The sequence below is a fragment of the Flagellimonas lutaonensis genome (assembly GCF_000963865.1).
Lineage (GTDB): Bacteria > Bacteroidota > Bacteroidia > Flavobacteriales > Flavobacteriaceae > Flagellimonas_A > Flagellimonas_A lutaonensis.
In genome coordinates, this window is sequence record NZ_CP011071.1 from 3201558 (window position 1) to 3227202 (window position 25645).

The following is a 25645-nucleotide window of genomic DNA, read 5'->3' on the forward strand; positions in this document are numbered from 1 at the left end:
AGCCCTCTTGTTACTCGCTTTGTGAAAGCAGTCGATTTACTGTTTCTTTGAACCCTCTTTTGAACTCTTCGTACTTTTCGCCCGTGGCCGGCCCGTTGAACCCTGTGTGAATCTTCTGTACCTTGCCCTCTTTATCAATGTAAATGGTGGTGGGGTAAGACAGCACGTGGTTGAGCATGGGCAATTTTTCGTTCGCCTTGGTCTTACTTGAGGTACCGTACTGGGCCAATAATACCGGATACGTTACCCCTACCCTTTCTTTTAAGCGCTCAATGGCCTTTATGGCCTTTTCTTCAGTCTTGGCATATTCAAAGGCAAGGGCAATTACTTTTAAGTCTTCATGAGGGTTGTTTTTAAGATAATCCACATAGAATCGGGTTTCATCCAAACAATTTGGGCACCACGTTCCCATTATCTGAACCAACACTACCTTGTTCTTGAACTGCTCATCACTTAGGCTGACCATATTTCCATTGGTGTCGGGGAACGAAAAATCGAAACGATCGTAGCCCTCTTTCAAATAGGTCAAGCTGTCGGCATGGGGCAGTTCGTAAGCCTCGTTGCGTATGGCTTTGAACTTTTCTACCGAATGGTTGCCCGAGTAGAACAGTCCGTTCAGGGTACTGTCACTTACCTTGGCCGCGAACAGAAAGGCATGGGCCCCATCAAAGGTCGAAAGGTATAGGCTATCACCATCTACCACTCCCTCTAGGTATCGATAGTCACCGGTCGTGGTGCGAAAGGTTCCCGTAACTTTTTCTTCGTTCTGTACAAAAATGCCCTTTGCGTCGTAGGGGGTATCGGTATCATAGTCAAAAATGGCTTCCCATACGCCAGAAATATTTGTGATTGGTGCCTTACGTACTTCAAAACGTGGCCTGTCGCCATGCGTGGCCGCAAAAGGTACTATTCGGTCCAGGCTTTCTTTGATGAAGCTTCCTTCAATACGGTCTTCTGTAAAAGTGCCCGCTACGTATCCTTCAAATACGGGCATTTGTATATGGACGGAATCTCCCTTGAGGACTATTTCATCAACCATGATGCGCTCATCGGCATTTCTGATTTCAAACAGGTATCCGTTGTCATCCCCTTTTATCACTTCAAAGGTAAACGGAAGCTGCTCGCTGTCAGAGACCTGCAATTTTCCCCACCACGAACCGGTTTTGAGCCCCTTCTCATCTTCACCCGCACATGAGTACAGTACCGTTGCGATTGCCGCAAGAAAAAATATCGTCTTTTTCATAGGCTACAATTTATCAATTAATATACAAACGAAGGCCCCTTTTTAAAACTATGCCTCGAACAGGGCCAAGAACATTGAATGTGTAGGGGCAATGTTATATCTTTGCAGACTTTAAATCGACCAAATGAAGATTTCGTACAACTGGCTGAAACAGTTCTTGAAACTGGACTGGGATGCAGACAGAACGGCAGAATTGCTGACCAACCTAGGACTTGAAGTTGAGGGAATCACCGATTTTGAATCCATTGCAGGGGGTTTGAAGGGAGTGGTCGTGGGCCAAGTGTTGGAATGCAAAAAACACCCCAACGCCGATCGTTTGAAATTGACCAAGGTTGATATCGGCCAGAAAGAGCCTGTTCAGATAGTTTGCGGGGCTCCCAACGTGGCCACCGGGCAGAAAGTGCCCGTAGCAACTGTTGGCACTACCCTTTTCTCTGCCGAAGGCGAGCCTTGGCAGATCAAAAAGGGTAAAATTCGTGGAGAGGAAAGCCATGGTATGATCTGTGCCGAAGACGAATTGGGCCTTGGCGATAAGCACGACGGCATCATGGTGTTGAGCGACGACTTAAAACCAGGTACCCCATGTAGCAAAGTTTTCGAGGTCGAACATGACAAGATATTCGAGATAGGCCTCACCCCCAACCGGTCAGATGCCATGAGCCATTATGGTGTGGCCCGCGACCTAAGGGCCGGACTGGAACGCTTAGAGATAAAAAAGGAGCTCATTACCCCGTCAACCAGCAATTTCGCTGTTGACAATAGATCTCTCAAAATCGATGTCGAGGTGGTTGACAGCCAATTGGCGCCCCGTTATTGTGGGGTTACCATCAGTAATATTTTGGTGCAAGAATCGCCCAACTGGCTAAAAAATAGGCTAAAGTCCATTGGGATTACACCCAAGAACAATGTCGTCGATATCACCAATTACGTGCTGCACGAATTGGGGCAGCCCTTGCACGCTTTTGATGCAGCGAAGATAAAGGGCAATAAGATAGAGGTGAAAACCCTGCCCTCAGGCACCAAGTTTGTAACATTGGATGAAGTAGAACGCGAATTGCACCCAGAAGACCTGATGATCTGTGATGCAGAAAAGCCGATGTGCATCGCGGGGGTCTTTGGGGGCATACATTCTGGCGTTACCAATGACACCACGGCCATTTTCTTGGAAAGTGCCTATTTTGATCCTGTGTCGATTCGAAAAACGGCCAAACGACATGGTCTGAGTACCGATGCATCCTTTCGGTTTGAAAGGGGCATCGATATAAATCTTACCGAATATGCACTTAAAAGGGCCGCATTGCTCATTAAAGAAATTGCCGGGGGCGAAATCAGTTCAGACCTTATTGACCTTTATCCCAAGAAGACCGAGGACAACCAGGTATTTTTAAGATTCGAGAAAATCGACAACCTCATTGGTGAAGAAATTCCCAGAGACACCATTAAATCAATTTTGGCCTCATTGGAAATAAAGGTCAACAATGTTACTGAATCAGGTCTTGGCCTTACCATACCGTCTTACCGAACCGATGTCGAGCGTGAAGTTGATGTAATCGAGGAAATTTTAAGGGTTTATGGATATAACAACATCGGTATAAAAGAAAAACTCACCTCTTCGATCATCAAAAGTTCAAAATATGACAACCACCGTTTGCAGAAGATCATCGGTGATGTTTTGACCAATATGGGGTTCTATGAGATCATGACCAATAGCCTCGTGGCTGCTGGGACCGTGGATTACATACAAGCCGGCCAGCCGGTTGAAATGCTCAATCCCCTGAGTGCCGACCTGTCGGTATTACGGCCCACCATGATCTATTCGGGCCTACAGGCCATCGAATACAACAGCAACCGCCAACAACACAATCTACGATTTTTCGAATTCGGAAAAACCTATCACAAAACTGCGAAAGGCCAAACAGAACAACAACATTTGGCCCTTTATTTGACAGGCAACCGGTATGGAAGTACGTGGACACAAACAGAGGCTAAAAGCGATTTCTTTTTCTTGAAGGGAATCGTGGAGGCCATTCTCGAACGATTGGGATTTCAGCAGTTGCAGGCAGTGCCCCCTACCACAGAAAACCTTTCTGAGGGCCTTACCTTTAAAGCCGACAATGTTGCATTGGTAACCTTTGGCACGCTCAAAGACGCAATACTGGAGCACTTTGATTTAAAGCAAGAGGTGTTGTTTGCCGATTTTGATTGGGACACTATCTTACAAAAACTGCCGAAAAAGCAGATCACGTTTAAGGGCATCCCCAAATTTCCTGCCGTGAAAAGGGATATGGCCTTGTTGCTGGACGAAGGTATTGCATTTGATAAAATTTATCAGTTGGCCCTTAAGACAGAAAAAAAGTTGCTTAAGGAAGTAGCGCTTTTTGATGTGTACAAAGGAAAAAATATTCCAGCTGGCAAAAAATCGTATGCCGTTAGCTTCACCCTTTTGGATGAGAAAAAGACCCTGACCGATAAACATATCGACAAAATCATGGGAAATCTGCAAGAGGTGTTCAAAAAGGAACTGGGGGCCGAGATACGTTAGATTTTTGTGGGCACCACGACATTGTCTATTACGTGAATGATGCCGTTTTGCTGTTTAGAATCGGCTTTGGTAATGGTGGCACGGTTGCCAAAGGCATCGATCAAAACAATATCGGACCCTTTAATGGTGGCAAATAGCTTTTTGCCCTGTACAGTGGTAAAGGTAGCTCTTCCCTCCCCGCGGCAGAGTGCCAACAAAATTTTGGAAGCGGATATCTCACCGGCAACAATATGGTAGGTCAATAATGCTTTCAAGGCCTTTTTATTCTCGGGCCGAAGCAATTCGTCAATTTTTTCTTCCGACAATTTTGAAAAGGCCTTATCAGACGGAGCAAAAATCGTGAAGGGCCCTTGCCCATCGAGCACGCAGTCGAGGTCTGCTGCCTTCAAGGCCGCTGTCAAAATTCTATGCTCTTTCGAGGACGAGGCGCTCTCAAGCAATGTTTTTTCAGAGGTCGGATAAACGTGTGCAGGTATGGCCGAAAGCACCGGCTTTTGGGCAGTAACACATAAGGTAAGTAGGCAAAATACAGTCAAAAAGACCGTAAGATGTGGGCTTCTCATGGGGGACGAGGGGCTATAATGTTCTTAAAATACTATGTTGATTTTGAGAGCATTCCATCTATTGTATCGATGAAATACACAAAACTTCGTCAAGATAACATTTTCGCTCAATTTTATACTTTGCGGCCCTTACCTTTTATAGAAATTAACAAAATGTTAACATTTTGTTGGGTCTTTCTCCCCTTCCATCCGAGACATCATTTTATTATTTTTGATAACCGCTATGAAAAAGAAACAATATGCTTTTGAAAAGAACGAATATCGAAGAAAGGCTTAGGCAGCTTTCTTTGAAACAAGTCAATCAGAATTCCCTGCTTGACGAGGTCTATCAACTATTGCACGAAGAAGACCTGAAAGACCAACGAATTGAAAAGAATATATCCACTGCTTCAGAGCAAAAGGCCAACAAGTTTGATTTCGATTTGTTGCAAACAGAAAATATTTATCATATCGAGCAGATAAAAAACATCTGTATCGATTACCGCCTCCGTTTTTTGGATGCCAAATACTTCAAGGGCGTTATTCCGCAGAGCGCCGTCTCAAAGATCAAGCAGTTGGAAAAAGACCACGGAATAGAAATAAAGGGGTTCAAAATAATGGCGCCCTCACGTCTTTTCAAATTGCAGGACAAAGACGACCCCCTATTGTTTGCGCCCTTGGGCAACGGCTATTTCTATTTGATACACAAGTGGGGGAATGACCTACATCCACTACGAAAATTGTTGGTATGGCCGTTTAAGAGCATTGGCAACCTAATTTTACTGGTGCTTTTGGTGAGCTATGTCACAACCTTGATGATACCCAGCGGACTGTTCTCAAAAACGGCAGCGTCATCTGAGTTCTGGATCATCTTCTTTTTTATGTTCAAGTGCATCGCCTCTGTCGTGATTTTCTATGGCTTTGCACTGGGAAAGAATTTCAATCCCGCCATCTGGAACAGCAAATATTTCAACGCCTGATTAGGCGGTAACCGCATACATTTTTTCGCGCTGTTCGCGGATGGATTTGTCTGACATATACTCGTCGAACGTCAAATAACGGTCAATCGCCCCTTTCGGCGTAAGCTCGATTATTCTGTTGGCCACGGTCTGTACAAACTCGTGGTCGTGCGTGGTAAGCAACACCGTGCCCTTGAACTTTTTCAACGAGTTGTTGAAGGCGGTAATGCTCTCAAGGTCTAAATGGTTGGTAGGCTCATCGAGCATCAGCACATTTGCCCTGAGCATCATCATTCGGCTCAACATGCACCGAACCTTTTCACCACCCGAAAGAACCGTACATTTTTTTAGGGCCTCTTCACCACTAAAGAGCATTTTGCCCAAGAAGCCACGAATGTAGACCTCTTCCCGTTCTTCTTCGGTCTTTGCCCATTGGCGCAACCAGTCGACCAGATTGATGTCTTGCTTGAAAAATTCGGAATTGTCTGCCGGAAGGTATGATTGGGTAGTGGTGACACCCCACCGGAACGTACCGGCATCCGGTTTCATGTTTCCGTTCAATATTTCGTAGAAAGCCGTGGTTGCACGCGAATCTTTTGAAATGATGGCCACTTTATCGCCCTTGGCCAAATTGATGTCGACATTCTCAAACAGTAATTCCCCGTCTTCAGAGCTGGCCGACAATTTTTCGACGTTCAAGATTTGATCGCCCGCTTCACGCTCCCTTTCAAAAATAATCGCTGGGTACCTGCGGCTCGACGGCTTTATATCTTCCACTTTAAGCTTTTCAAGCATCTTTTTTCTTGAAGTGGCCTGCTTGCTCTTTGCCACATTGGCACTAAAGCGCTGTATGAACTCTTGTAATTCTTTGGCTTTTTCTTCGGCCTTACGGTTCTGCTGGGCCCGTTGCCTGGCCGCCAATTGACTGCTTTCGTACCAAAAGGTGTAATTGCCCGAGTACAGGTTGATCTTTCCAAAGTCAATATCGGCAATGTGTGTACAAACGGCATCCAAAAAGTGCCGGTCGTGTGAAACCACTATAACGGTATTGTCATAATTGGCCAAAAAGTTCTCTAACCAATTGATGGTGTCGTAATCAAGGTCGTTCGTCGGCTCATCCATGATCAGCACATCGGGATTTCCGAAAAGGGCCTGTGCCAGCAATACCCGAACCTTCAGCTTGGGGTCAATATCGGCCATGGTGCTGTAATGCATGGTCTCGGGTATACCCAAATTTGATAATAGGGCCGCAGCGGCGCTATCGGCATTCCAGCCATCCATTTCCTCGAACTGCACTTGCAACTCACCAATCTTTTCGGCATTCTCGTCTGTGTAATCAGCGTACAGGGCATCAATCTGCTTTTTCAATGAATAAAGAGGCTTGTTGCCCATTACCACGGTTTCAAGCACCTGATACCCGTCGTAGGCATTATGGTCCTGTTCCAGTATGGACATCCGTTTGCCGGGTTCTAAGTGAACATGGCCCGAAGTGGGCTCGATCTGCTTGGCCAATATCTTTAGAAATGTAGACTTGCCAGCTCCATTGGCCCCAATAATGCCATAACAATTGCCCTGCGTAAAGGTTACGTTCACTTCATCGAACAACACCCTTTTGCCAAACTGTACTGATAAATTTGATACCGATAACATCGCCTAGAAAAAATTTTTGCAAAAATAGCCAAATTTATGGCTTAGCCATAATTTAAATCGTCACATCAAAACAACTAAAAAACAGTGTTTTACAACATTTAACCAACCATTAACAGCCATCATTTCTTTGGATTGTTAGCTTTGTTTGTTGAAAGTATGACTAATTATATGATAAGAGTATTACTCGGCATCTCTTTATTGGCGGTGTTTTCTTGCTCTGAAAAGGGCCCTGGGAGTACCACAGTTTATTTCGCCGGGGAAATCGTGAATCCTACCAGCGATTATGTTGTTCTCTTTAGAAATGAAAACGTTTTAGATTCTGCAAAGCTTGACGAGAACAACCGGTTTTCCTTTACATTGGACAAAATTCAAGAGGGCATGCACCATTTCGAGCATTCGCCCGAATGGCAATATATCTATTTTGAAGAGGGAGACAGCATCCGTATCCGTTTGAATACGGTTGAGTTCGATGAATCGTTGGTGTTCTCGGGAAACGGAAGCGAAATCAACAATTTTCTTGTGGAACTCTTTCTTGCCCATGAAGATGATGAGCGCTTGATCTATTCTTTTTACGAACTGGAGCCGGAAGCCTTCAAGAATAAGATGGACTCGCTTCGGCAAACAAAATTGGATTTGCTTCAACAAGTGCAAGAAGAGTCCCTTATCAGTGAAAAAGCGAGCCAAATGGCAAGGGCGGCCATCGATTATAACAACTTCATTTATCGAGAAGAGTATCCGTTCTACCACAGAAAAAAGGCAAGGGAAATTGAGGTGCATGAATTGGACAAAGACTTTTATGGGTATCGCAACGCCGTGAACCTCAACGATAAGGAACTTGCCTATTTCAAGCCCTATTACCACTATGTGAAGAACTACTTGGGCAACCTTACCTATATGGCTTGCTCGAAAAACTGTGGTATGGAAAAGCTTAAATCAAAAGACCACCTGCATTACAACAAACACAAGCTTTATCTGGTCGATAGCCTGATTACCGAAGAGGAACTGCGCAATAACCTTTTTCGTAATGTGGCGATGGATTATCTTCTGAAAGAACACAAGTCAAATGAAGACTGTGACAAGTTTATCCAAAAATTTACCAAGCTTTCGACCAACGACGAACATATTGCCGAAATAAACGATCTCTACCAAGGCATTCAGCGATTGCAGCCCTTTAGCAGTGTACCAAACGTCACTGTTGCCAATACAACAGGAGAGCAAATAGCCCTAAAAGACATTTCAAAAGGCCAAAAAACGGCTTTCTATTTTTGGACCGGCACCCAAAAGGGGCATTTGAGAAATGTCAACAGGCAAATTGCCAAATTGAAACAACAGCATCCTGAATATAGGTTTGTGGGCATCAACATAAAGACTTCCCATGACCAGTGGTTACAATTGATGAGTGAGCATAAGCTCGATACCCTGAACCAATATAGGAGCGATGATTTTGAGGCGATTCAAAAAGGGTTGATTCTAGACAACCTCAATAAATGTGTCATAACACATGATACGGTCATCGTGGATGCCTTCGCCAACGTTTTCTATTCATTCTAAAAAGAAAACCCGTGATGTCAAAAACAACACGGGTTTCAAATCTTGATAGGTAAATCCGCTACGAATTTCCTTTTCTATAGTCTTCCAAGAATTTTTCAAGACCGATGTCGGTCAATGGGTGTTTTAGCAGTCCCAAAATGGCCGAAAGCGGTCCGGTCATAACATCGGCGCCAATTTTTGCACAATCGATTACATGCATGGTATGGCGTATGGAAGCTGCCAAAATTTGGGTCTCAAAACCATAATTGTCATAGATGTGCCTGATTTCCGATATCAGGTTCAAACCGTCGGTAGAAATATCATCAAGACGACCAATAAAGGGCGATACGTAGGTGGCCCCTGCTTTGGCGGCCAAAATGGCCTGACCTGCCGAGAAGACCAACGTACAATTCGTTCGAATGCCTTTGTCAGAGAAATATTTTAATGCCTTTACCCCGTCTTTGATCATGGGCACCTTTACCACTATCTGCTCGTGAAGCTCGGCCAATTCTTCCCCTTCTTTCACAATACCCTCAAAATCGGTGGCCACCACCTCGGCAGATACGTCGCCATCGACTATGTTGCAGATGTCAACATAGTGTTTCATAATATTGTTTTTACCGGTGATGCCCTCTTTTGCCATCAGCGACGGGTTGGTGGTTACACCATCGAGCACGCCCAATTGCTGTGCTTCCCTTATTTGGTCTAGATTGGCGGTATCAATAAAAAATTTCATCTGTTTTCTTATTAAGATTTGTTGATTTCTTGCTGTTTATCAATTGCAAAACTACAATTTATAAAGCTACAACCTGTAATGATTGCACATCAGTTTCTCAAACCATTTCTGCGGCAATAATCTTTTAAGGGCCACCGACAGTTTTTGCATACGCTTTCCCACCAAAACCTGGGGGCGCGGGTTACTGCGCTCAACAATATTGTATACGGCCTTGGCCACCTCTATGGGATCCTCGCCCGAATCAACATCTTTGTCTATGTCTTCCAATATTCGCGAATAGGTCTCCTCGTACGGCGAACCTTCAACCACTGGGGCATGGTAGCGCCCTGCCGCAATGTTGGTGGCAAAATCACCTGGTGCCAGACAAACTATTTTTATGTTGAAATCCTTGGCCTCCATTCGCATCGCCTCCGACACCAAGGTAAGGGCCCCTTTGGTTGCCGAATAGATTCCCCTGAAGGGCAGCCCCATATATCCGGCAATCGAGGTTATGTTGATGATTACCCCTCCCCCCTGCGCGCGCATGTGGGGCATTACCTGCTTCATTACACGGATCGGTCCGTTGAAATTGGTGTTGAATGCCTTCGCTATTTCATCATCAGGGGTTTCCTCGATGGCCCCCGTAATGCCCACCCCGGCATTGTTGACCAAAATATCCAATCGACCCTCTTTGCCAATCACTTGTTCTGTGGCATTCTTGATGCTGGCCGTATCGGTCACGTTCAATTCAATCAACTCAAAATCACTAAAATCGGGGTGTTTGGAAATGTTTCGGGTAGTGCCGTACACCACAAAGCCTTTGGCCGTTAAAAAACGGCCTATGGCTTTACCGATTCCTGATGAACCACCGGTAATCAAAACAACCTTTTTTTCCATAGAATTCAGAAGCTTTCAGTACAAAGAAAAGCATAAATTGATAACTATTTAAGGTACAATGGCTCTGGTTTCAGGGTATAAAACAACATTGAACGCCACAATTTGATCAGTAGGACTGCTCCATTGGTCATGACCGTAGATATGATTTTTGAAGTTCTGAATACCAAATATTTTTTAGTTAGATTGTGCAAAATTGGTATTAACTTACTGAAAGCATTCGGGAGGTATTTATTTTCCACTTTCCTTCAACTTTCTCAAAAAAATACACGCCCCATTGTGAATCCAACCCATGTCCATGTAGTACCGAAGCAAATAAGAGCCTTGTTCTTCTGTTCATTGAAAACAATATTGGAATAAAAAACTATACCAAGAACCCCATGTTCATCCTTGATTTTTTTCAAATCCTACCCTGAGAAATCTTTTGGTGCCAATGGGACTGCTTTACCTGTGGCATCCTTCAAATTTAATTTTGTTATCAGACATCACCTTCATTATTATTAAATTTTTTGACCAAATTTTCCTATCCTTTGGGAATATGGTCAAAGTGCAAGTTGCTTAAGTCTTCAAAAACACAATTTTTCTCAATTGCATATTTAATGCTATCTATTTGGTCTCGATTTATGACTATAGGCTTTACATCGCCGCTTTTCATTTCCTCAATTGACGGTGGTGGAATTTCGGAAGATTCATAATTGTAAAGTAAAAGTAAGTTTAATATCACTTTGTCCTCAATCAATTTTTCTTTGGAACCCTCATTATTTGCACAACTCACAACAAAAATCGACAGAGTTATTACAAAATCTTAGCTTTCATATAATTTATTGACATTTCTTTGAATTTGACTCTAAAATTGTGCGAAGATGTGCTAAGCTAGAATCATAATGGACGGAGGAACCTGATGGAACCCGTGCCCTCAGTATATCCCGTGCAAAATCTTTATAATGCTCTAGTGGTTAACGATTATCCAATTTTCTTAAAGTTTTGGCCATTGGACTAAAATAAAATTGTGTCATGTAAATGTGGTATATTTTATTTTCAGGGCCGCTTGGATTGGGATGCGTGAAAACATCACAGTATGTCTCAGCGTAATGTTTGTATTGTTCGAAAACAGCTTTTTTTCAGGGGTTTTACCTTTTTTAGATTGTCTTGAAGTCAAAGATAATTACGAAGTCCTAAAATATTCCCAACACAAGACTAAAATTTGATTTATTAAAAGTTACCATTCTGATGTTGGAATTACATGTTCTATATTCCAATTACCCTCAACTTTCTTCAAACAAAAAATTGAAGCATTTCCTGCTAGTCTACTTCTGCTTACTCCTACTTCAAAAATTGCTTTTGTGTAATTTTCGTCAAATCTAATTCGTGAAAAATTATAGAGCAAATCAAAATTTTTAAACTCCATGGATTTTTTCAACTGCTGGGTATCGGCCAACATTATGGTATGGCCTTTTTTGCTTTCTAAACCCTTTACATTTTCTAAATGCAAAATCTCCATTTCTGGCTTTAATAAGTCTTGATATTCATTAGGAATTTTATCAATTGAGGATTTCTCCATTTCATTTCCCATTATTGGATAGATTGCAACTTTTAATTTCATCCGACCAATAGAATCAACCATTGTATCGCTTATTCCGTATATCGCATCATTGGTGTTTGGAGGAGGTGGTGGCTGAACATATGAAAGTTTATCGATTATTTTAACAACAATCTCCTTTTCATCCTTTTTTAGATGATTTTCAATTTGTGCCTGACATCCATTTATGACAATGGGTATGAGTAAAAGGACAAAATATTTCATTGTCACTGTTTTAATTACAAATTTCGTTGAAACTATTCTCTACGATGGCTCTTAAGTTTTGATTCTCAGCATTCGCGGTGGGCGTATTGGAATAATCCACTTGGCCCGAAGAATACCCCTCTGGATTGGTACTTGCATAGTTGTACGAGCTATCGGGATAGCCTTGGCCACTATAACCGCTACCACCGCTGCTGACCCATACCCATTCAGAGGAGCTGCCATGGTACTCTGTGTGGCTGTACTCAGAATAACTGCCCCCTGTTGTTGTACCAGTCAGTGTAGTCTTGGGTGGTCACCATGCGAAAGCCACCGCCCGAACCGCCCGGGCCTCCACCGCCGCCACAACTGCCGCCTATGCCGTTTCCGTTAGGGCCACCGTTGAGCGCACATTCAAGTGCGCTATTGCACCTTTCGGTGCTGGCCTTCTCATGGCACTCGCCACGAGCAATCAAACCAAGTGCATCGGTCTGGGCAATGTTTGTTTTTATTTGTAAGAGGCATTAATTATAAGCAGCTACTCAATTATGTTCCAATGGTAAAAAGTATAGATTACCTCCCATTGTTGTTTAGCTTTTTGTAAAATGAATATCGGTGATTTTTGCGCCCCTATTTCTCTGTAAACAGCAATATCGCCAATAATTATTGGTGCAGAAATCTTTATAACCCCTCTTTTCAAATCGACAGGCTTGTCGTAGGATTTTGTCAAAATAATTTTAGGGTTAAATCTGTTTTTTTCAAGCGAATATGGCTTTAGGTGCAAAATTTCATGCCAAATTTGCTTTATGACATTTGGTTTTAAAATTTCTAAAAGTTCTCCATCAGTAATTTTTGTTGGAAAGCCTACTTTTTGAGTGATAAGCGATAAGTCATCTTTCTCGAAATATATACTCCATCCCTTATCGAAATCTGTAGTGTTGTATATGAAAACCTTGTTATGCTGAGGTGCAAAAACCTGATTCAAAACCTCTTGTTGAATATCTGTAAGCCTATTTTCCCTTAAATTCTGACCAGTAATTGAGTTGTTTGCTAAGCAAACAAAAACAAGCACTTTAATCACATTTTTCGCCCAATGCGCTTGAATAGCCATATCTTTCTGATTTAATGTTTTTTTGAATTTCATTCTTGTTTTCCAATTTTTTATAGGCTTCTGAAGTTTCAAGTCCGCCCCAAGTAATGTTTTTATAGTACTCCATGGGTAGTTTGTGGGAGTCCCATACTGATAGCGAGTAAGCCATTGCGTCAACGAGTTGTGTCATAAATTCATGTTGGCTTAAATTATCTGCGGCAATACCACTGTGGCCCTCATTCCTGAATTTGTTGAATAGGGCAACTATATCTTGTACTAAATCAGATTTTCTTTGTGTTTTGAGAACATAATAAATATAGGCATGAACTGATTCATGAATCATTGTTTTTGCAACGGAAAGACTGGTTCCATTCTTCGCCAAATCTTTATCGATAGTTATTTGCCATCCACCTGCAACCGATACAGTTTCACCGTTAATCTCATTTCCATTTGGGCCATACCCCAATTGGTCAACGCGAATGTGGATATCATAATTGGCACTGTTTTCGAAAATCCCCAAAATTGCCGAAGATAGGTGTCTGCCCATTTCTAGATTTCCCAAATCATTGATTCTTAAGTTTTTAAAATCCCCTTTTGACAATTCTTTGATGATATCTGCCACACAGGGGTACTCCAACATATCATTAAGGTTCAAAATCAACTTATTGGGTTCTTCCTCCGCATTCGCTGGTGGCGTAATGGAATAATCCACTTGGCCCGAAGAATACCCCTCTGGGCTGGTACTTGCATAGTTGTACGAGCTATCGGAATAGCCTTGGCCACTATAACCGCTACTGCCGCCTACCCATACCCATTCCGAGGTACTGCCGTTGTACTCGGTGTGGCTGTACTCAGAATAACTGCCCCGGTCATTGTACCAGTCGGTGTAATGGTGAGTGGTAACCATGCGAAAACCACCTCCCGAGCCGCCCGGGCCTCCGCCCCCACCACAACCATTGCCTCCCGTACCGTTGCCGTTAGGGCCACCGTTGAGCGCACATTCAAGTGCGCTATTGCACCTTGCGGTGCTGGCCTTCTCATGGCACTCGCCCCGGGCAATCAGCCCAAGAGTTTCCGTTTCGGAGATATCGGTCTTTATGCTTTCGACACTCCGCATCAATTTGCCCTTCTCAAAGTGGAACAGGTGTTCCACCTCTCCCTCAAGGTTGTACAGATACGCCATGCCGTGGTAATATTTTTCCTTGATGTTGAAATAAGTAAATCCCTCACCATCACTATAAGATAGCATTTTGTTGACAAAGAATTTGAACCCTTCGTCGGTCTTGTGGGCAAGAAGCGTGAAATATTGCCCTTGAATGCGCCCCTCTCCTGAATAGGCCACGGGTCTTTCTTCGATGACCTGAAACTCATACCATTCTTTGTCATCGAATTTCTCGGTTTTGTAATTTGCCCAATCGACCTTGATGTTCTCGACAATGTGACCCGATGGGTCATCGAATTCGGTCAAATCGAAATGCAACTGGAATTCTTTGACAAGTGTCAATTGTTCGGCCCCGCCGAGGCTTTCACCGTATGGCTCAATCTCGCAACCAAAAAAAACATTCAGTGAAATTACCAGAAAAATTTAAGTGCTGAATTGGCTTTCATGTATGTGGGATGTATTGGTTTTCACTCAATGTAGGAAAATCCCCCCCCCGATACAAATCAGATTTCAGCATTTTGGATGAAAAGCACGGTTTTTAGGCTGAACCGACCGGTTTTTCGATGAAATGTATATTACGAATACTTTTTGGTGCTGCCATTTTGAGGTTTTGGCCATTCGTTTTCAATGTTCCCCAGAGTTATCGTTGTTACTGAAGAGAGCACAAAAAAAGGCAAGCTACCTACATCGCACCGCTACGACCACATACCCTTGCTGCGTTCCCGCCCTGGGGGATTCTGCAGGAGCTGGTCGTGTAGGACTTGCCCGTGCAAATATACGATCTTTTAAATTTGTGGCAATCGGTTTACATTCTTAATTTCGGATGCAAATCGTTGAAATCATTCATGCTTTTATGGGAAATCAAATGTTCAAGATCCTTCACTTTTCAATCATATTTTTGTTCTTTTTGGCCTGTGGCGGCGAAAAAGACCCCGCCAAACTATTTTCCATTCAGTTAGAGGGAGGCAACAAGTTTCAGCAGGGCCAATCGGTGGCGGTTACATTGAAAAACAAAAAAGATCTTGCCATTGACAGGGTTGAATACAGTATTGATGGCAAGGTACTTCCAGTAAAGGATGGCAAGATCACCCTTGATGTGAAAAAGTTGGGAAACAAAGAACTGGTGGCCACGGTTGCCTATGGTCAAGAATCGGTCAGCCTATTCAAGAAAATAAAGGTGCTCGCAAAAGACACTCCTGAAATTTATACCTACGAAATCATGAATACCTATCCCCATGACCCGGCCGCCTATACCCAGGGCCTTGAATTCAGGGGAGACACCCTTTATGAGAGTACCGGAAAAAGGGGAAGGTCCACCCTTAGAAAACTGGACTATAAAACCGGGGAGATTTTACAGAAAGTCGACATGGATAAATCGGTGTTTGGTGAGGGCATCACCATTCTGGGCGATAAGGTTTATCAATTGACCTGGCAAAGTGGCATCGGGTATGTATACGATGCCCGATCATTGGAAAAAATAGACACCTTCAACTATGGGCAAAGCAAAGAAGGCTGGGGACTCTGTAACGACGGCGCCCGATTGTACAAGAGCGATGGCACTGAAAAAATTTGGCTTTTGAATCCTGAGACATTGGTCGAAGAGGATTTTATCGAGATCGTCACCAACAAATCGATTTTCAACAAGGCCAATGAACTGGAGTATGTAGATGGCAAAATATATTCAAACGTGTACCAAAAAGAGAGTATGATGATCATTGATGCCGAATCTGGCGCCATTGAGGGGGTCATCAATTTTGGAGGATTAAAAAGTAAGGTGGCCCGTGGCGCGGAATGGGACGATCTCAATTCGGTCTTGAACGGAGTGGCCTACCATAAAGAACGGGGCACTTTTTTTGTGACCGGCAAAAACTGGAACAAACTGTTCGAGGTGAAAATCTTAAAAAAGTAAGATGCAGGTTTACAGCGAGTCCCGAAGGGTACGCTCGGCAGATCTCGATGAAATGCTGCATGTGAACAACATCCGTTACATTGTTTGGATCCAAGAAATTTCCAAGGCGCATTGGTTGTCAAGGGCCGATGCCAAACTTCAAGCACTGGGGGTTTGGGTGGTACGCGAACACAAGATCACCTATTATAAATCGGCCAAGTTGAACGACGATTTGCTGTTGACCACATGGGTTCTCGAAATGAAAGGCCCCATATCGACCCGTATTGTAGAAATAAAAAACAATAAAACCGGTGATTTATTGGTTAAAGCAGTAACCGACTGGTGTTTTTTGGATCCCGACACCCTACGGCCCAAACGAATACCTGAAAAGGTTGAAAAACGCTTCCAATAAACTTGGAAACCATGCGACGACTCCTACTTTTGATCATTCCCCTACTGCTGCTGATAGTATCCGTATCATGCAGAAAAGACTTTGATTATGCCCTGGGCAGAGGCAATCTGAGATTTTCAAAAGATACCGTATTTCTTGACACCGTTTTTACCAACATAGGTAGTGCCACCTACACCTTAAAGGTCTACAATACATCGAACAAAGACATTGCAATACCCTTTGTCGGGTTGGCCAAGGGAGAACAAAGTGCCTATCGGCTCAATGTAGACGGACGGGCGGGCAAAACATTTGCGAACATACCGCTACTTGCCAAAGACAGCCTTTATGTGTTTATCGAGACCACTTTTGATATTTCCAACCTATCACAGAACGAGTTTTTATACACTGATTCCCTAATCTTTGGGGCCGATGGCAAAGAACAAACAGTTCAATTGGTCACCTTGGTCAAAGATGCTGTTTTTTTATACCCTTCTAGATTGACGGATGGCACCAAGGAAACCATACCACTGGGATTTGATGAAGAAGGAAATGAAATTCGGGTAGAAGGGTTTTATTTGAAGGATGAACAACTCAGGTTCAAGCAAGAAAAACCCTACGTAATTTATGGCTACGCCACAGTCGCAGAGGGAAAAACACTTACTATTGATGCGGGTGCCCGTATCCATTTTCATAAAGATTCAGGAATCTTGGTGCAAGAAGGCGGCTCGATGCAGGTAAATGGTTTGCCCAGCGAAAACGAAGAAATAAAGGAAAATGAGGTCATTTTTGAAGGAGACCGCCTCGAACCAGTATATGCCGATATTGCCGGCCTGTGGGGTGCCATCTGGCTGGCCGAGGGCAGCATAGACAACCGTATTGAACATACCACTATAAAGAACGGCACCGTAGGTATTTTGGTCGAGGGCAACACCAATGATCCTGAACCGAAGCTGCGACTCAGAAATGTGCAGGTTCTAAACAGTTCAAGTGTCAATCTTTGGGCCGTGAACACTGCTGTGCAGGCTGAAAACCTAGTGTTGGGCAATGCGGGTTTCAGCTCGCTCTATTGCCAGTTGGGGGGTACATATGATTTCAAGCACGCTACCATCGCAAATTATTGGGATGATGGCTTTCGGGGCGGTCCGGCCGTATTGATCGACAATTTCATAGAAACGCCCTCCAACGCAACAGGTACTGATTTGGTAGCGGCCACTTTTACAAACTGTATTATTGACGGAAACAAGAATATTGAATTATTGCTGAAAAAGAATGATTTGTACGAATTTCGGTACGCCTTTACCAATTGCCTTATTACCTTCAACGACGTCAATGGGCAGTATTTGGCGAACAGTTTGTTCGACTTTCAAGACATTGAACATTATCAAAATATATTGCTCAATGCCAATGCCGAATTTATGGCACCGGCCCAAAACAACTTTTTGATCGGCGAAGGTTCGGAAGCCATTGATGCCGGAGATGTGGATACGGCTCTTTCGGTACCCTTTGACATTCGGGGCGTTGACAGAACCCAGAGCCCAGATGTGGGGGCCTATGAATATGTTCTTGAAAATTAACTGGTTAACTTCAAACCAAAACATCCTAAAAGTGTGGTGTGCTTGCCCGCAAAGTCTTCAACAAGTTGAAAATCATTGATTTTTTGTGGAAAAACCCCATTTTTTTTAAGGTAAAAATGCAGTCTACATTTAGTGGTACTCGCTAACTTGCAACAAGTTATCGTACCATGGATTATACCTATGCCATAATTGATTCTGATGCGGCGACCAATCTACAACTGCAAATGCAAATGCAAGAGTATGGTGACTTTACCTGTGCCGCGAACACCACAAACTTGACCGATGGCCATAATGCCATTTTAAAGTTTTCACCCGATGTGGTTATGATCAATTTGGGCGGAGAAGGCCCCGATTGTTTCCATATGGTCAGTGAACTGAACCGTTACCTGTCTAAAATACCCCTATTGATAGGTTTTGCACGAGACAAACAATACGCCTACAATGCCATCAAAAATGGGTTCTTCGATTATTGGTTGTTGCCCCATGACGAATTTGAAATACGAAAGACCATTCTTCGCATTAGAAAGCACATGCCGGTCGAAAACGTACCCACCAACATATGTTTAAAGTCGTACCGTGATTACCACTACCTGAATACTGACGACATTCTATATTTAAAGGCCGATAACAACACCACCGATTTTGTCATGAAAGACGGCAACGTAATAAGTGCCTACAAAACACTCAAAACATTCGAAAAAAAACTGCCCGAAAGTTTTATTCGCATCCACCAAAGCTACATATTGAACTCAAAATATGTGGCACGCATCAATTTTGGGAAATCAATATGTACCCTGAAGAATGTTGAAGGCCAGTTGCCCTTCTCAAAATCATACCTTGATCGGGTTGATGAACTAAAGAACATCCTGTCCAAAAACAGCATCAAGGCCTCTGATTGATAAAATTCTAACAGATTTACCCCGTTTACTCGCAGACTCGGGGCATTTACTTTCGTTTTTTTTAGACACTACACCTCGTCTAGGGTAATTTCTACCTTGTAAGAAATTACTTAATAACCTAATTATTAACCAAAACGAGACACTAAAATGAAAAAGACACTTAGCATTATGGCCCTATTGGTATTTGGACTAGGAATGATTGCCTGCGAAGCTGAAACCAATCTAGAAGACACAGAAGCCCTATTTGAAAATGTGGATGAAATGTCCTGCGATGGATGTGGACAAAGTTCTGGTGACCGGGATGAAGGTGGAAATTAAATAACATATATATCCATATAAAAAGCCCCAAGCTGCTTTCAGTGTTGGGGCTTTTTTATATCTTGTAGGTAGTGTTAGCGAATTTTATGACAGAATTTACTACAAGAACCAACTACCTCTTCTTTGTTCTGCTGGTTGTTTTCCAATGGGGTTGCCAACAAAAAAAAACAGACCCCCAGGCGAAAAGTGGCCTTCAGGACAGCACCTCTATTTGGATTGCCGAGGCCCGAAATAATAGTGAGTTATCGTTTGAAGACAGGGGGCAACTGCTCCGAAAAGCACTGCAATATGCCCAGGCCCACTATGCTGACAGCACCTTGACCAAAACGTATTCGACAATTTCATTGGCCTATAAACGCTTGGGCGATACCGCACAGTTTAAAAAAGTCAATGCCAATCTGATGACTCTTGCAAAAAAGGTAGGCGATTACCAAGCACTGGGCGAGGCCCATTGGGATTTAGGCGATTATTACAAACTATCAAAACCCGATAGTGCCTACTTCCACTATAAGGAAGCTTACCACAAATTTTTGGAAGCTGACTTAGAAGATAGGGCTAAGGATTACCCTGGACGAATTTTATACGCCATGTCTTCGACAAAGCATAATAGTAAAGAATATGTAGGTGCCGAAAAAGATATTGTACAGGCCATCGAATTTTTCAAAGAAAAGGGAATGGAACATCGGCTATTTGAATCTTATAACCTGTTAGCCAATATTCAAAATAATTTGGGCAACTTTGACAAAGCTTTGGAATACCATTTGTTGGCCAAGGAGTATTTGGATAAGGATTCTAAAAACTGGTTTGGCAATTACATTTTTAACAAGAACAACATTGCTTATGTCTATTTTCAAAAAGAAGACTATAACAAGGCTGCTCAGCTATACAATGAATTAGTAACTATCGACAGTCTCAAGACCAAAGAACCCCTATCATATGCCCGGGCATTGGGTAGCTTGGCGTATGCCAAATTTAAGAACGGTGAAACCGATATCGATGGCATCAAACAATTGCTAGACGAATCTGACAGTATTTTGACCCAGTTGGGCAACACCTATACAAAGGCCAGAAACCATGAGTTCAGGGCCGAAATTTTGGCCCACGAAAAGGATACGGCCAATGCCATACAACAGGCGATGACCTCAAAACAAATTGCAGAAGAGACCAACAACAACGACCGTTTGTTGAGCAGTCTTGAACTATTGACCAAGATTGATAAAAAGAATAGCGCCAAACATGCCAGTGCCTATTTCAATTTAAGCGAAACCTTACAAGCGCAAGAGCGGGGCATTCGCGACAAGTTTGCCCGCATACAGATGGAGACCGATGAAATAAAGGAAGAGAACGTGGCCTTGGCCCGAGAGATCAAAATATGGTCTGGGGTTGCCCTCGCCGTATTTTTGTTGGCCATTGCCGGATATGTCATCTATGCGCAGAGGGTGAACAACGAGAAGTTGAAATTTCAACAAAGGCAGCAAGAAAGCAACCAAGAAATCTATAACCTGATGCTGGCCCAACAAGGCAAATTTCAAGAGGGTAAGCAATTAGAACAAAAAAGAATATCAGAAGAGCTACATGACGGAATTTTGGGTCAAATGCTTGGCATACGCCTTATTTTGACCGGACTGAACGAACGAAACGATGAGTCTGCCATCAACCAAAGGGCCGAGCTCATTGAGAAACTTCGCGAACTAGAGGAAGAAATACGGACCATTTCACACGAACTGAACGAGGCCTCTTACCGGAAAATTCATAATTTTATTGTGGCCATCGACGATTTGGTGAAAACTATTGGCGAGTCGGCAAAGATCAATTGTTCGTTTACCTATGATGAAGATATGGATTGGGACAAGCTTGCTGGCAACCTCAAGATAAATGTGTACCGAATCGTTCAAGAGTTGCTTCAAAACTGTGTAAAACATGCCAAGTGCACCAATGTTTTGGTAAATTTTGAGACGGTCGATGATAAGCTCAAGGTAACCGTCAAAGATGATGGCAAAGGGTTCGACACCCAAAAAGGAAAGAAAGGAATTGGATTAAAAAATGTAATTTCGCGGGTAGATAAAATGGGTGGCACCTTAGAAATTGACAGTAAAAAAGGTAAGGGCACCACTATTAGTGTGCGCTTCGACAAAAAATACAGCGAAGATGTGCCCATTGGCAGTTTTGTAGGTTTGAACCCATTGCAACAAGTTTAACCAATTAATTTTTATCGTTTTGAAGACACTGAGGATTTTAGCGATTGATGACCATGAGATGACGATGTTGGGCTATAAGTTCATATTGGAACGAATCGTCTTCGACGATTACAACATAATTGTTGATACGGCTAACACTTTCGAGCTTGGCAAAGAACGCATTGAAGAATCGGTAAATTCGTTCAAATACGACATTATATTTTTAGATGTACAGCTGTTTCCGCCGAACGAAGACCAACCCCATAACGGTGAAGATCTGGGTCTATTGGCCCGAAAGCTGGCGCCAGAATCAAAAATCGTATACATGTCGTCGTTCAGCGATAACTATAGGATCAACAGTATTTTAAAATCGGTTGATCCCGATGGCTATTTGGTAAAAACCGACATCGACCCAAAAACACTGGAGGATGCCATCAAGACCATCATTAATGGCACCCCCTATTATTCGGCCAAGGTACTGGAGGCCATTCGAAAAAAGATGTCTACCGATATTGTTTTGGACGAAAAAGACAAAAAGATACTGTATCATCTATCCATAGGAACTAAGACCAAAGATCTAGAAAACCACGTGCAGTTATCATCATCTTCCATCGAGAATAGAAAAAGACACCTAAAATCCCTTTTTGGTACCGAAAACAAGAACGACCTGGCTTTGATCTTAGAAGCCAAAAAGAGAGGATTTATCTAAAATTTTCTTTTGCAAAGTTTGCGGATAGTATCACTTTCATCGATTTTAACTTTTTTTTAACAGTCTCTTTTCTACAAACTCACAGAAACCCTAAAAATTCTGTGGTTTTCATATAATCCTTCAAGTCCTGATTGTTCTAACTTAGGGGATAGAGAGGGAATCTTTTCTTCTATCATATCTAAAATAGGAAGCTATGGCAAGAAGGATACAACATTACAAGTTTGAAGATAAGCGCATTGAAGGAATTGAGCCATTCAGGAAAAAGTTAGGGCGAAGCTTTTTTGCCGATGTGGATGTACGACTGGTAAACGCCAAAACCGGAAAACCAGAACTTGTTGTTGATTTTCATTGCAATTATTCGCTTACCCATTGTCTATATCATTTCAGAAATGGCTCTTGGGGAAACTTTGACCAAAATCTATATCGCACTACTGGCATTAACGAGCTTGAATTGCAGTTGGGCAACCTTCAAAGGAAAAATCCGTTTGAGATAGATATTGCCGAGTTATCGCTTCATTTTACCGATACCTCGTTGGTGGTTTCCAAAATTCCCAACAATAGCATTGCAGAACAGTTTGGAAAAATCATTTCGGCCGTGAGCGGCAATTTTGCCCATTTCACCAAACACATGACCGAAATGCCCTACGAGATATTTGTGCCTGTCTTCACTGAGTTTTCAATGATGCCCCACGCCAATGTGCTCTACAGATATGGTGGGCATCTAAGACAACCCATGGGCTTTTTTGAATACTGGGCGCTTTACTTCCACTCCAACGAAGAGGGTGAAGCAGCTATCTATGACCTAAAGAACCGGGAAATTACCGAAGGTGATTTCTTGTTGTTGCCCTAAGCATTGAACAGTGGCCTATGGCTCATCAATTCGTTGACTTTGGTTCGAACAGCCGCAATCTTGGCATCATCTTCGGCACTCAGTAACACCTCGTCGATATAACCAACGATTACCTCCATATCGTCTTCTTTTAGGCCCCGGGTCGTTATGGCCGGGGTTCCAAAACGAATTCCTGAAGTGATAAAAGGAGACTGGTCATCAAAGGGCACCATATTCTTATTCGCGGTAATGGCCGCTTTTTCAAGTGCTTTTTCCGCATCTTTTCCCGTGATGCCCTTATTGCGCAGGTCAATGAGCATCATATGGTTGTCGGTGCCACCGGAAATGACCTTGTACCCTTTATCAACAAATGCTTTGGCCATGGCGGCCGCATTTTTCTTGACCTGTACGATATAATGTAGAAAACTATCGGTAAGCGCCTCACCGAACGCAACCGCCTTGGCCGCGATGATGTGCTCTAACGGACCGCCCTGATTGCCGGGGAAAACTGCTAAATCCAATAATCCGGACATCTTTCTAAGGTTACCGTTCTTCAATCGTATGCCAAATGGGTTTTCAAAATTCTCGCCCATAAGTATGAGTCCGCCTCGTGGGCCACGCAAGGTCTTGTGTGTGGTGGTGGTCACGATATGGCAGTGCGGAATCGGGTCGTTCATGATACCTTTCGCAATGAGGCCCGCTGGGTGCGAGATATCGGCCAACAGCAGGGCATCTACACTATCGGCAATTTCCCTGAACCGTTTGAAGTCCATATCACGTGAGTAGGCCGATGCACCGGCAATAATAAGTTTGGGCCTTTCCCTATCGGCAATTTCTTGGATCTTATCATAATTGAGGGTTCCTGTTTCCTCATCAACCCCGTAAAAGACCGGTCTATACAATTTTCCAGAAAAGTTCACGGGCGAGCCATGTGTCAGGTGCCCCCCATGCGCCAAATCGAACCCCAAAATGGTATCTCCGGGCTTAAGGCAGGCGTGGTACACCGATGCATTGGCCTGCGAACCTGAGTGGGGCTGAACATTGGCATAGACCGCCCCGAACAGTTCTTTTGCCCTGTCAATGGCCAACTGTTCTACTTCGTCCACTACCTCACAACCACCATAATACCTCTTGCCAGGGTATCCTTCCGCATATTTGTTCGTTAGCACTGAACCAGCGGCTTCCATCACCTGTGGACTTGTAAAATTCTCTGAAGCTATCAGCTCAATGCCGCTTATTTGCCGTTCGCGCTCTTTTTCAATCAGGTCAAAAATTTGCTGGTCTCGTTGCATGGTCCTTGCTTAAAATTAGGCGCTAAAAATACAACTTAATCCAATTTCCATCTTTGCAATAGGTGTTTTTTCGCCCATGAGTTATTCAATAGAAATCAACAATCAATTTGTTCTCTAAAAAGCGAAAGAAACGGGTATTTCATCCCAAACATACTACTGCTTGACGATTTTCGTTATCAAAGGGGGTGACTTTGGCACGGCAGTTGAAATTCTTTTACCAAACCCCTTGCCTTGGGCACGGATAAATCAATGAACCATGAAAAAACTATTACTCTTAACCGTTTTGGTCCTGCTGACCGCCTGTAGTGGTGTCAAAAAAACCCAAGAGGCTTTGAATACCGGTAATTATCCAACCGCTATGTCCAAGGCCATTGCCGAGCTATCTGAGAACAAAACCAAAAAAGGGCATCAAGAGTACATTATATTGCTCGAAAAGGCCTTTCAAAAATATGCCCAGCGCGAAAATGAGCGAATTGCCTTCTTAAAAAAAGATGGCAACCCTGCCAATTTCGAGGCCATTTACAATGGGTACGTACAATTGAAAAATTGGCAAGAGCGCATAAAGCCCTTGTTGCCCCTGTATATTTATGATGAAAACCGTGAGGCCTATTTTACTTTTAATAATTACGACAACGAAATAATTGAAAGTAAGGATGAATTATCATCTTATCTCTATGATAACGCCAATAATCTATTAAAGAACGCCAACGACAAGTATGACTACAGAAAGGCATACGATGAATTAAGTTATCTGAATAGGATAAATCCCGGATATGGCGATACCGAATTGAAGATGGAGGAGGCCTATAATAAGGGCTTGGAATTTGTGCAGGTCGATATCAACAACGACACAGAACAGATTATTCCAGCCAGGCTTGAGGAAGAACTCTTGGACTTTAACACCTATGGCTTGGATAATTTCTGGACCCAATACCATACCAAACCGTTGGAAACCATTGCGTACGACTATGCCATGACGGTTGATTTCAAGGAAATCAATATTTCCCCAGAACAGATTAATGAAAAGCAGATCATTAAAGAAAAGCAGGTGAAAGATGGCTATGAATATCTGTATGACGAAGAGGGCAATGTGGTCAAAGATAGTTTGGGCAATAAAATCAAAGTAGACCGCTTGGTAACCGTAAGGTGCGATTTCTATCAGTTCACCCAATTCAAAAGTGCCCAGATCGGAGCCAAGGTAAGTTTCACGGATCTCAGAAACGGCCAAACCATCAACTCTTATCCTTTGGCCAGTGAATTTGTCTTTGAACATATTTATGCCAACTACGAAGGCGATCGAAGAGCGCTTGACAACGATCTTGCCAGACTGCTAAAATTGGGGGCGGTACCGTTTCCTACAAACGAGCAAATGGTCTATGACGCCGGCGAAGAGCTTAAGGCCCGGTTAAAAGAGGTCGTGAAAAGGCATAGTTTTAATTAAAAAAAAGCCTTATTCAATTA

22 protein-coding genes and 1 other RNA gene are annotated in these 25645 nt (G+C 43.1%); 12 read left to right on the plus strand and 11 right to left on the minus strand.

All coding sequences use genetic code 11. The features are described 5' to 3' along the window. Nucleotides 1-10: 10 nt before the first annotated feature. Complete coding sequence (locus VC82_RS14785) at nt 11-1243, minus strand: peroxiredoxin family protein (protein ID WP_045803047.1); 1233 nt, start codon at nt 1241-1243, stop codon at nt 11-13. A gap of 124 nt (nt 1244-1367) precedes the next feature. Between VC82_RS14785 and pheT the strand changes: the two genes are divergently transcribed. After that, nucleotides 1368-3785 (plus strand): phenylalanine--tRNA ligase subunit beta, encoded by a 2418-nt coding sequence (gene pheT / locus VC82_RS14790; protein WP_045803048.1) that lies wholly within the window; start codon nt 1368-1370, stop codon nt 3783-3785. On the opposite strand, the gene VC82_RS14795 is transcribed toward pheT, so the two are convergent. Further along, nucleotides 3782-4348: a fasciclin domain-containing protein gene (locus VC82_RS14795; RefSeq protein WP_052699072.1), complete on the minus strand. Its 567-nt coding sequence runs from the start codon at nt 4346-4348 to the stop codon at nt 3782-3784. The genes pheT and VC82_RS14795 overlap by 4 nt on opposite strands. Nucleotides 4349-4587: 239 nt before the next feature. Here VC82_RS14795 and VC82_RS14800 point away from each other — a divergent pair, with 239 nt between their 5' ends. Further along, nucleotides 4588-5307 (plus strand): hypothetical protein, encoded by a 720-nt coding sequence (locus VC82_RS14800; RefSeq protein ID WP_045803049.1) that lies wholly within the window; start codon nt 4588-4590, stop codon nt 5305-5307. Here VC82_RS14800 and VC82_RS14805 read toward each other — a convergent pair whose 3' ends face one another. Further along, the gene (locus VC82_RS14805; RefSeq protein WP_045803050.1) at nt 5308-6936 is read right to left on the minus strand and encodes an ABC-F family ATP-binding cassette domain-containing protein; all 1629 of its coding nucleotides are present in this window, start codon (nt 6934-6936) and stop codon (nt 5308-5310) included. Between the two features lie 168 nt (nt 6937-7104). On the opposite strand from VC82_RS14805, the gene VC82_RS14810 reads away from it, so the two are divergent. Then, nucleotides 7105-8487 carry a TlpA family protein disulfide reductase gene (locus VC82_RS14810; protein ID WP_045803051.1) on the plus strand — a complete coding sequence of 461 codons (1383 nt, stop codon included), beginning with the start codon at nt 7105-7107 and terminating at the stop codon, nt 8485-8487. Nucleotides 8488-8545: 58 nt separating this feature from the next. Here the strand turns inward: VC82_RS14810 and fsa are convergent, their stop codons facing one another. The 7 genes from fsa to ffs all read right to left on the minus strand — a co-directional run bounded on the left by fsa (nt 8546) and on the right by ffs (nt 14874). Then, nucleotides 8546-9202, minus strand: a complete 657-nt coding sequence (gene fsa, locus VC82_RS14815; protein WP_045803052.1) for a fructose-6-phosphate aldolase — start codon at nt 9200-9202, stop codon at nt 8546-8548. Between the two features lie 66 nt (nt 9203-9268). Continuing rightward, nucleotides 9269-10078 (minus strand): SDR family oxidoreductase, encoded by an 810-nt coding sequence (locus VC82_RS14820; RefSeq protein ID WP_045803053.1) that lies wholly within the window; start codon nt 10076-10078, stop codon nt 9269-9271. A 1216-nt stretch (nt 10079-11294) separates the two neighbouring features. Then, nucleotides 11295-11879: a hypothetical protein gene (locus tag VC82_RS14830; RefSeq protein ID WP_045803055.1), complete on the minus strand. Its 585-nt coding sequence runs from the start codon at nt 11877-11879 to the stop codon at nt 11295-11297. Between the two features lie 242 nt (nt 11880-12121). Beyond that, nucleotides 12122-12331: a hypothetical protein gene (locus tag VC82_RS14835; RefSeq protein ID WP_045803056.1), complete on the minus strand. Its 210-nt coding sequence runs from the start codon at nt 12329-12331 to the stop codon at nt 12122-12124. A 62-nt stretch (nt 12332-12393) separates the two neighbouring features. Further along, complete coding sequence (locus tag VC82_RS14840) at nt 12394-12966, minus strand: hypothetical protein (RefSeq protein ID WP_170218330.1); 573 nt, start codon at nt 12964-12966, stop codon at nt 12394-12396. Then, complete coding sequence (locus VC82_RS15715; protein WP_179944600.1) at nt 12929-14449, minus strand: hypothetical protein; 1521 nt, start codon at nt 14447-14449, stop codon at nt 12929-12931. Before VC82_RS15715 ends, VC82_RS14840 begins: the two co-directional genes overlap by 38 nt. Nucleotides 14450-14775: 326 nt before the next feature. Beyond that, nucleotides 14776-14874, minus strand: an RNA gene (gene ffs, locus VC82_RS15495) — signal recognition particle sRNA small type. A 98-nt stretch (nt 14875-14972) separates the two neighbouring features. Here ffs and VC82_RS14850 point away from each other — a divergent pair. From VC82_RS14850 to VC82_RS14880, 8 genes are all read left to right on the plus strand, one after another. Next, nucleotides 14973-16016 (plus strand): glutaminyl-peptide cyclotransferase, encoded by a 1044-nt coding sequence (locus VC82_RS14850; protein WP_045803503.1) that lies wholly within the window; start codon nt 14973-14975, stop codon nt 16014-16016. Between the two features lies 1 nt (nt 16017). Further along, nucleotides 16018-16407, plus strand: a complete 390-nt coding sequence (locus tag VC82_RS14855; RefSeq protein WP_045803059.1) for an acyl-CoA thioesterase — start codon at nt 16018-16020, stop codon at nt 16405-16407. Between the two features lie 11 nt (nt 16408-16418). Then, nucleotides 16419-17960 carry a choice-of-anchor Q domain-containing protein gene (locus tag VC82_RS14860; protein WP_045803060.1) on the plus strand — a complete coding sequence of 514 codons (1542 nt, stop codon included), beginning with the start codon at nt 16419-16421 and terminating at the stop codon, nt 17958-17960. A 167-nt stretch (nt 17961-18127) separates the two neighbouring features. Then, entirely contained in the window at nt 18128-18859 is a 732-nt protein-coding gene (locus VC82_RS14865) for a LytR/AlgR family response regulator transcription factor (RefSeq protein WP_045803061.1), read from the plus strand. Between the two features lie 147 nt (nt 18860-19006). Next, nucleotides 19007-19177 carry a hypothetical protein gene (locus VC82_RS15620; protein ID WP_157518163.1) on the plus strand — a complete coding sequence of 57 codons (171 nt, stop codon included), beginning with the start codon at nt 19007-19009 and terminating at the stop codon, nt 19175-19177. An 86-nt stretch (nt 19178-19263) separates the two neighbouring features. After that, nucleotides 19264-21375 carry a tetratricopeptide repeat-containing sensor histidine kinase gene (locus VC82_RS14870; RefSeq protein ID WP_045803062.1) on the plus strand — a complete coding sequence of 704 codons (2112 nt, stop codon included), beginning with the start codon at nt 19264-19266 and terminating at the stop codon, nt 21373-21375. 19 nt (nt 21376-21394) lie between these two features. After that, the gene (locus tag VC82_RS14875; protein ID WP_045803063.1) at nt 21395-22063 is read left to right on the plus strand and encodes a response regulator; all 669 of its coding nucleotides are present in this window, start codon (nt 21395-21397) and stop codon (nt 22061-22063) included. A gap of 193 nt (nt 22064-22256) precedes the next feature. Further along, nucleotides 22257-22913 carry a hypothetical protein gene (locus VC82_RS14880; RefSeq protein WP_045803064.1) on the plus strand — a complete coding sequence of 219 codons (657 nt, stop codon included), beginning with the start codon at nt 22257-22259 and terminating at the stop codon, nt 22911-22913. Here the strand turns inward: VC82_RS14880 and glyA are convergent. Continuing rightward, the gene (glyA, locus tag VC82_RS14885; protein WP_045803065.1) at nt 22910-24184 is read right to left on the minus strand and encodes a serine hydroxymethyltransferase; all 1275 of its coding nucleotides are present in this window, start codon (nt 24182-24184) and stop codon (nt 22910-22912) included. The genes VC82_RS14880 and glyA overlap by 4 nt on opposite strands. A 256-nt stretch (nt 24185-24440) precedes the next feature. Between glyA and VC82_RS14890 the strand changes: the two genes are divergently transcribed. Next, nucleotides 24441-25625, plus strand: coding sequence for a hypothetical protein (locus VC82_RS14890; RefSeq protein ID WP_045803066.1), 1185 nt, complete (start codon nt 24441-24443; stop codon nt 25623-25625). Nucleotides 25626-25645 lie beyond the last annotated feature (20 nt).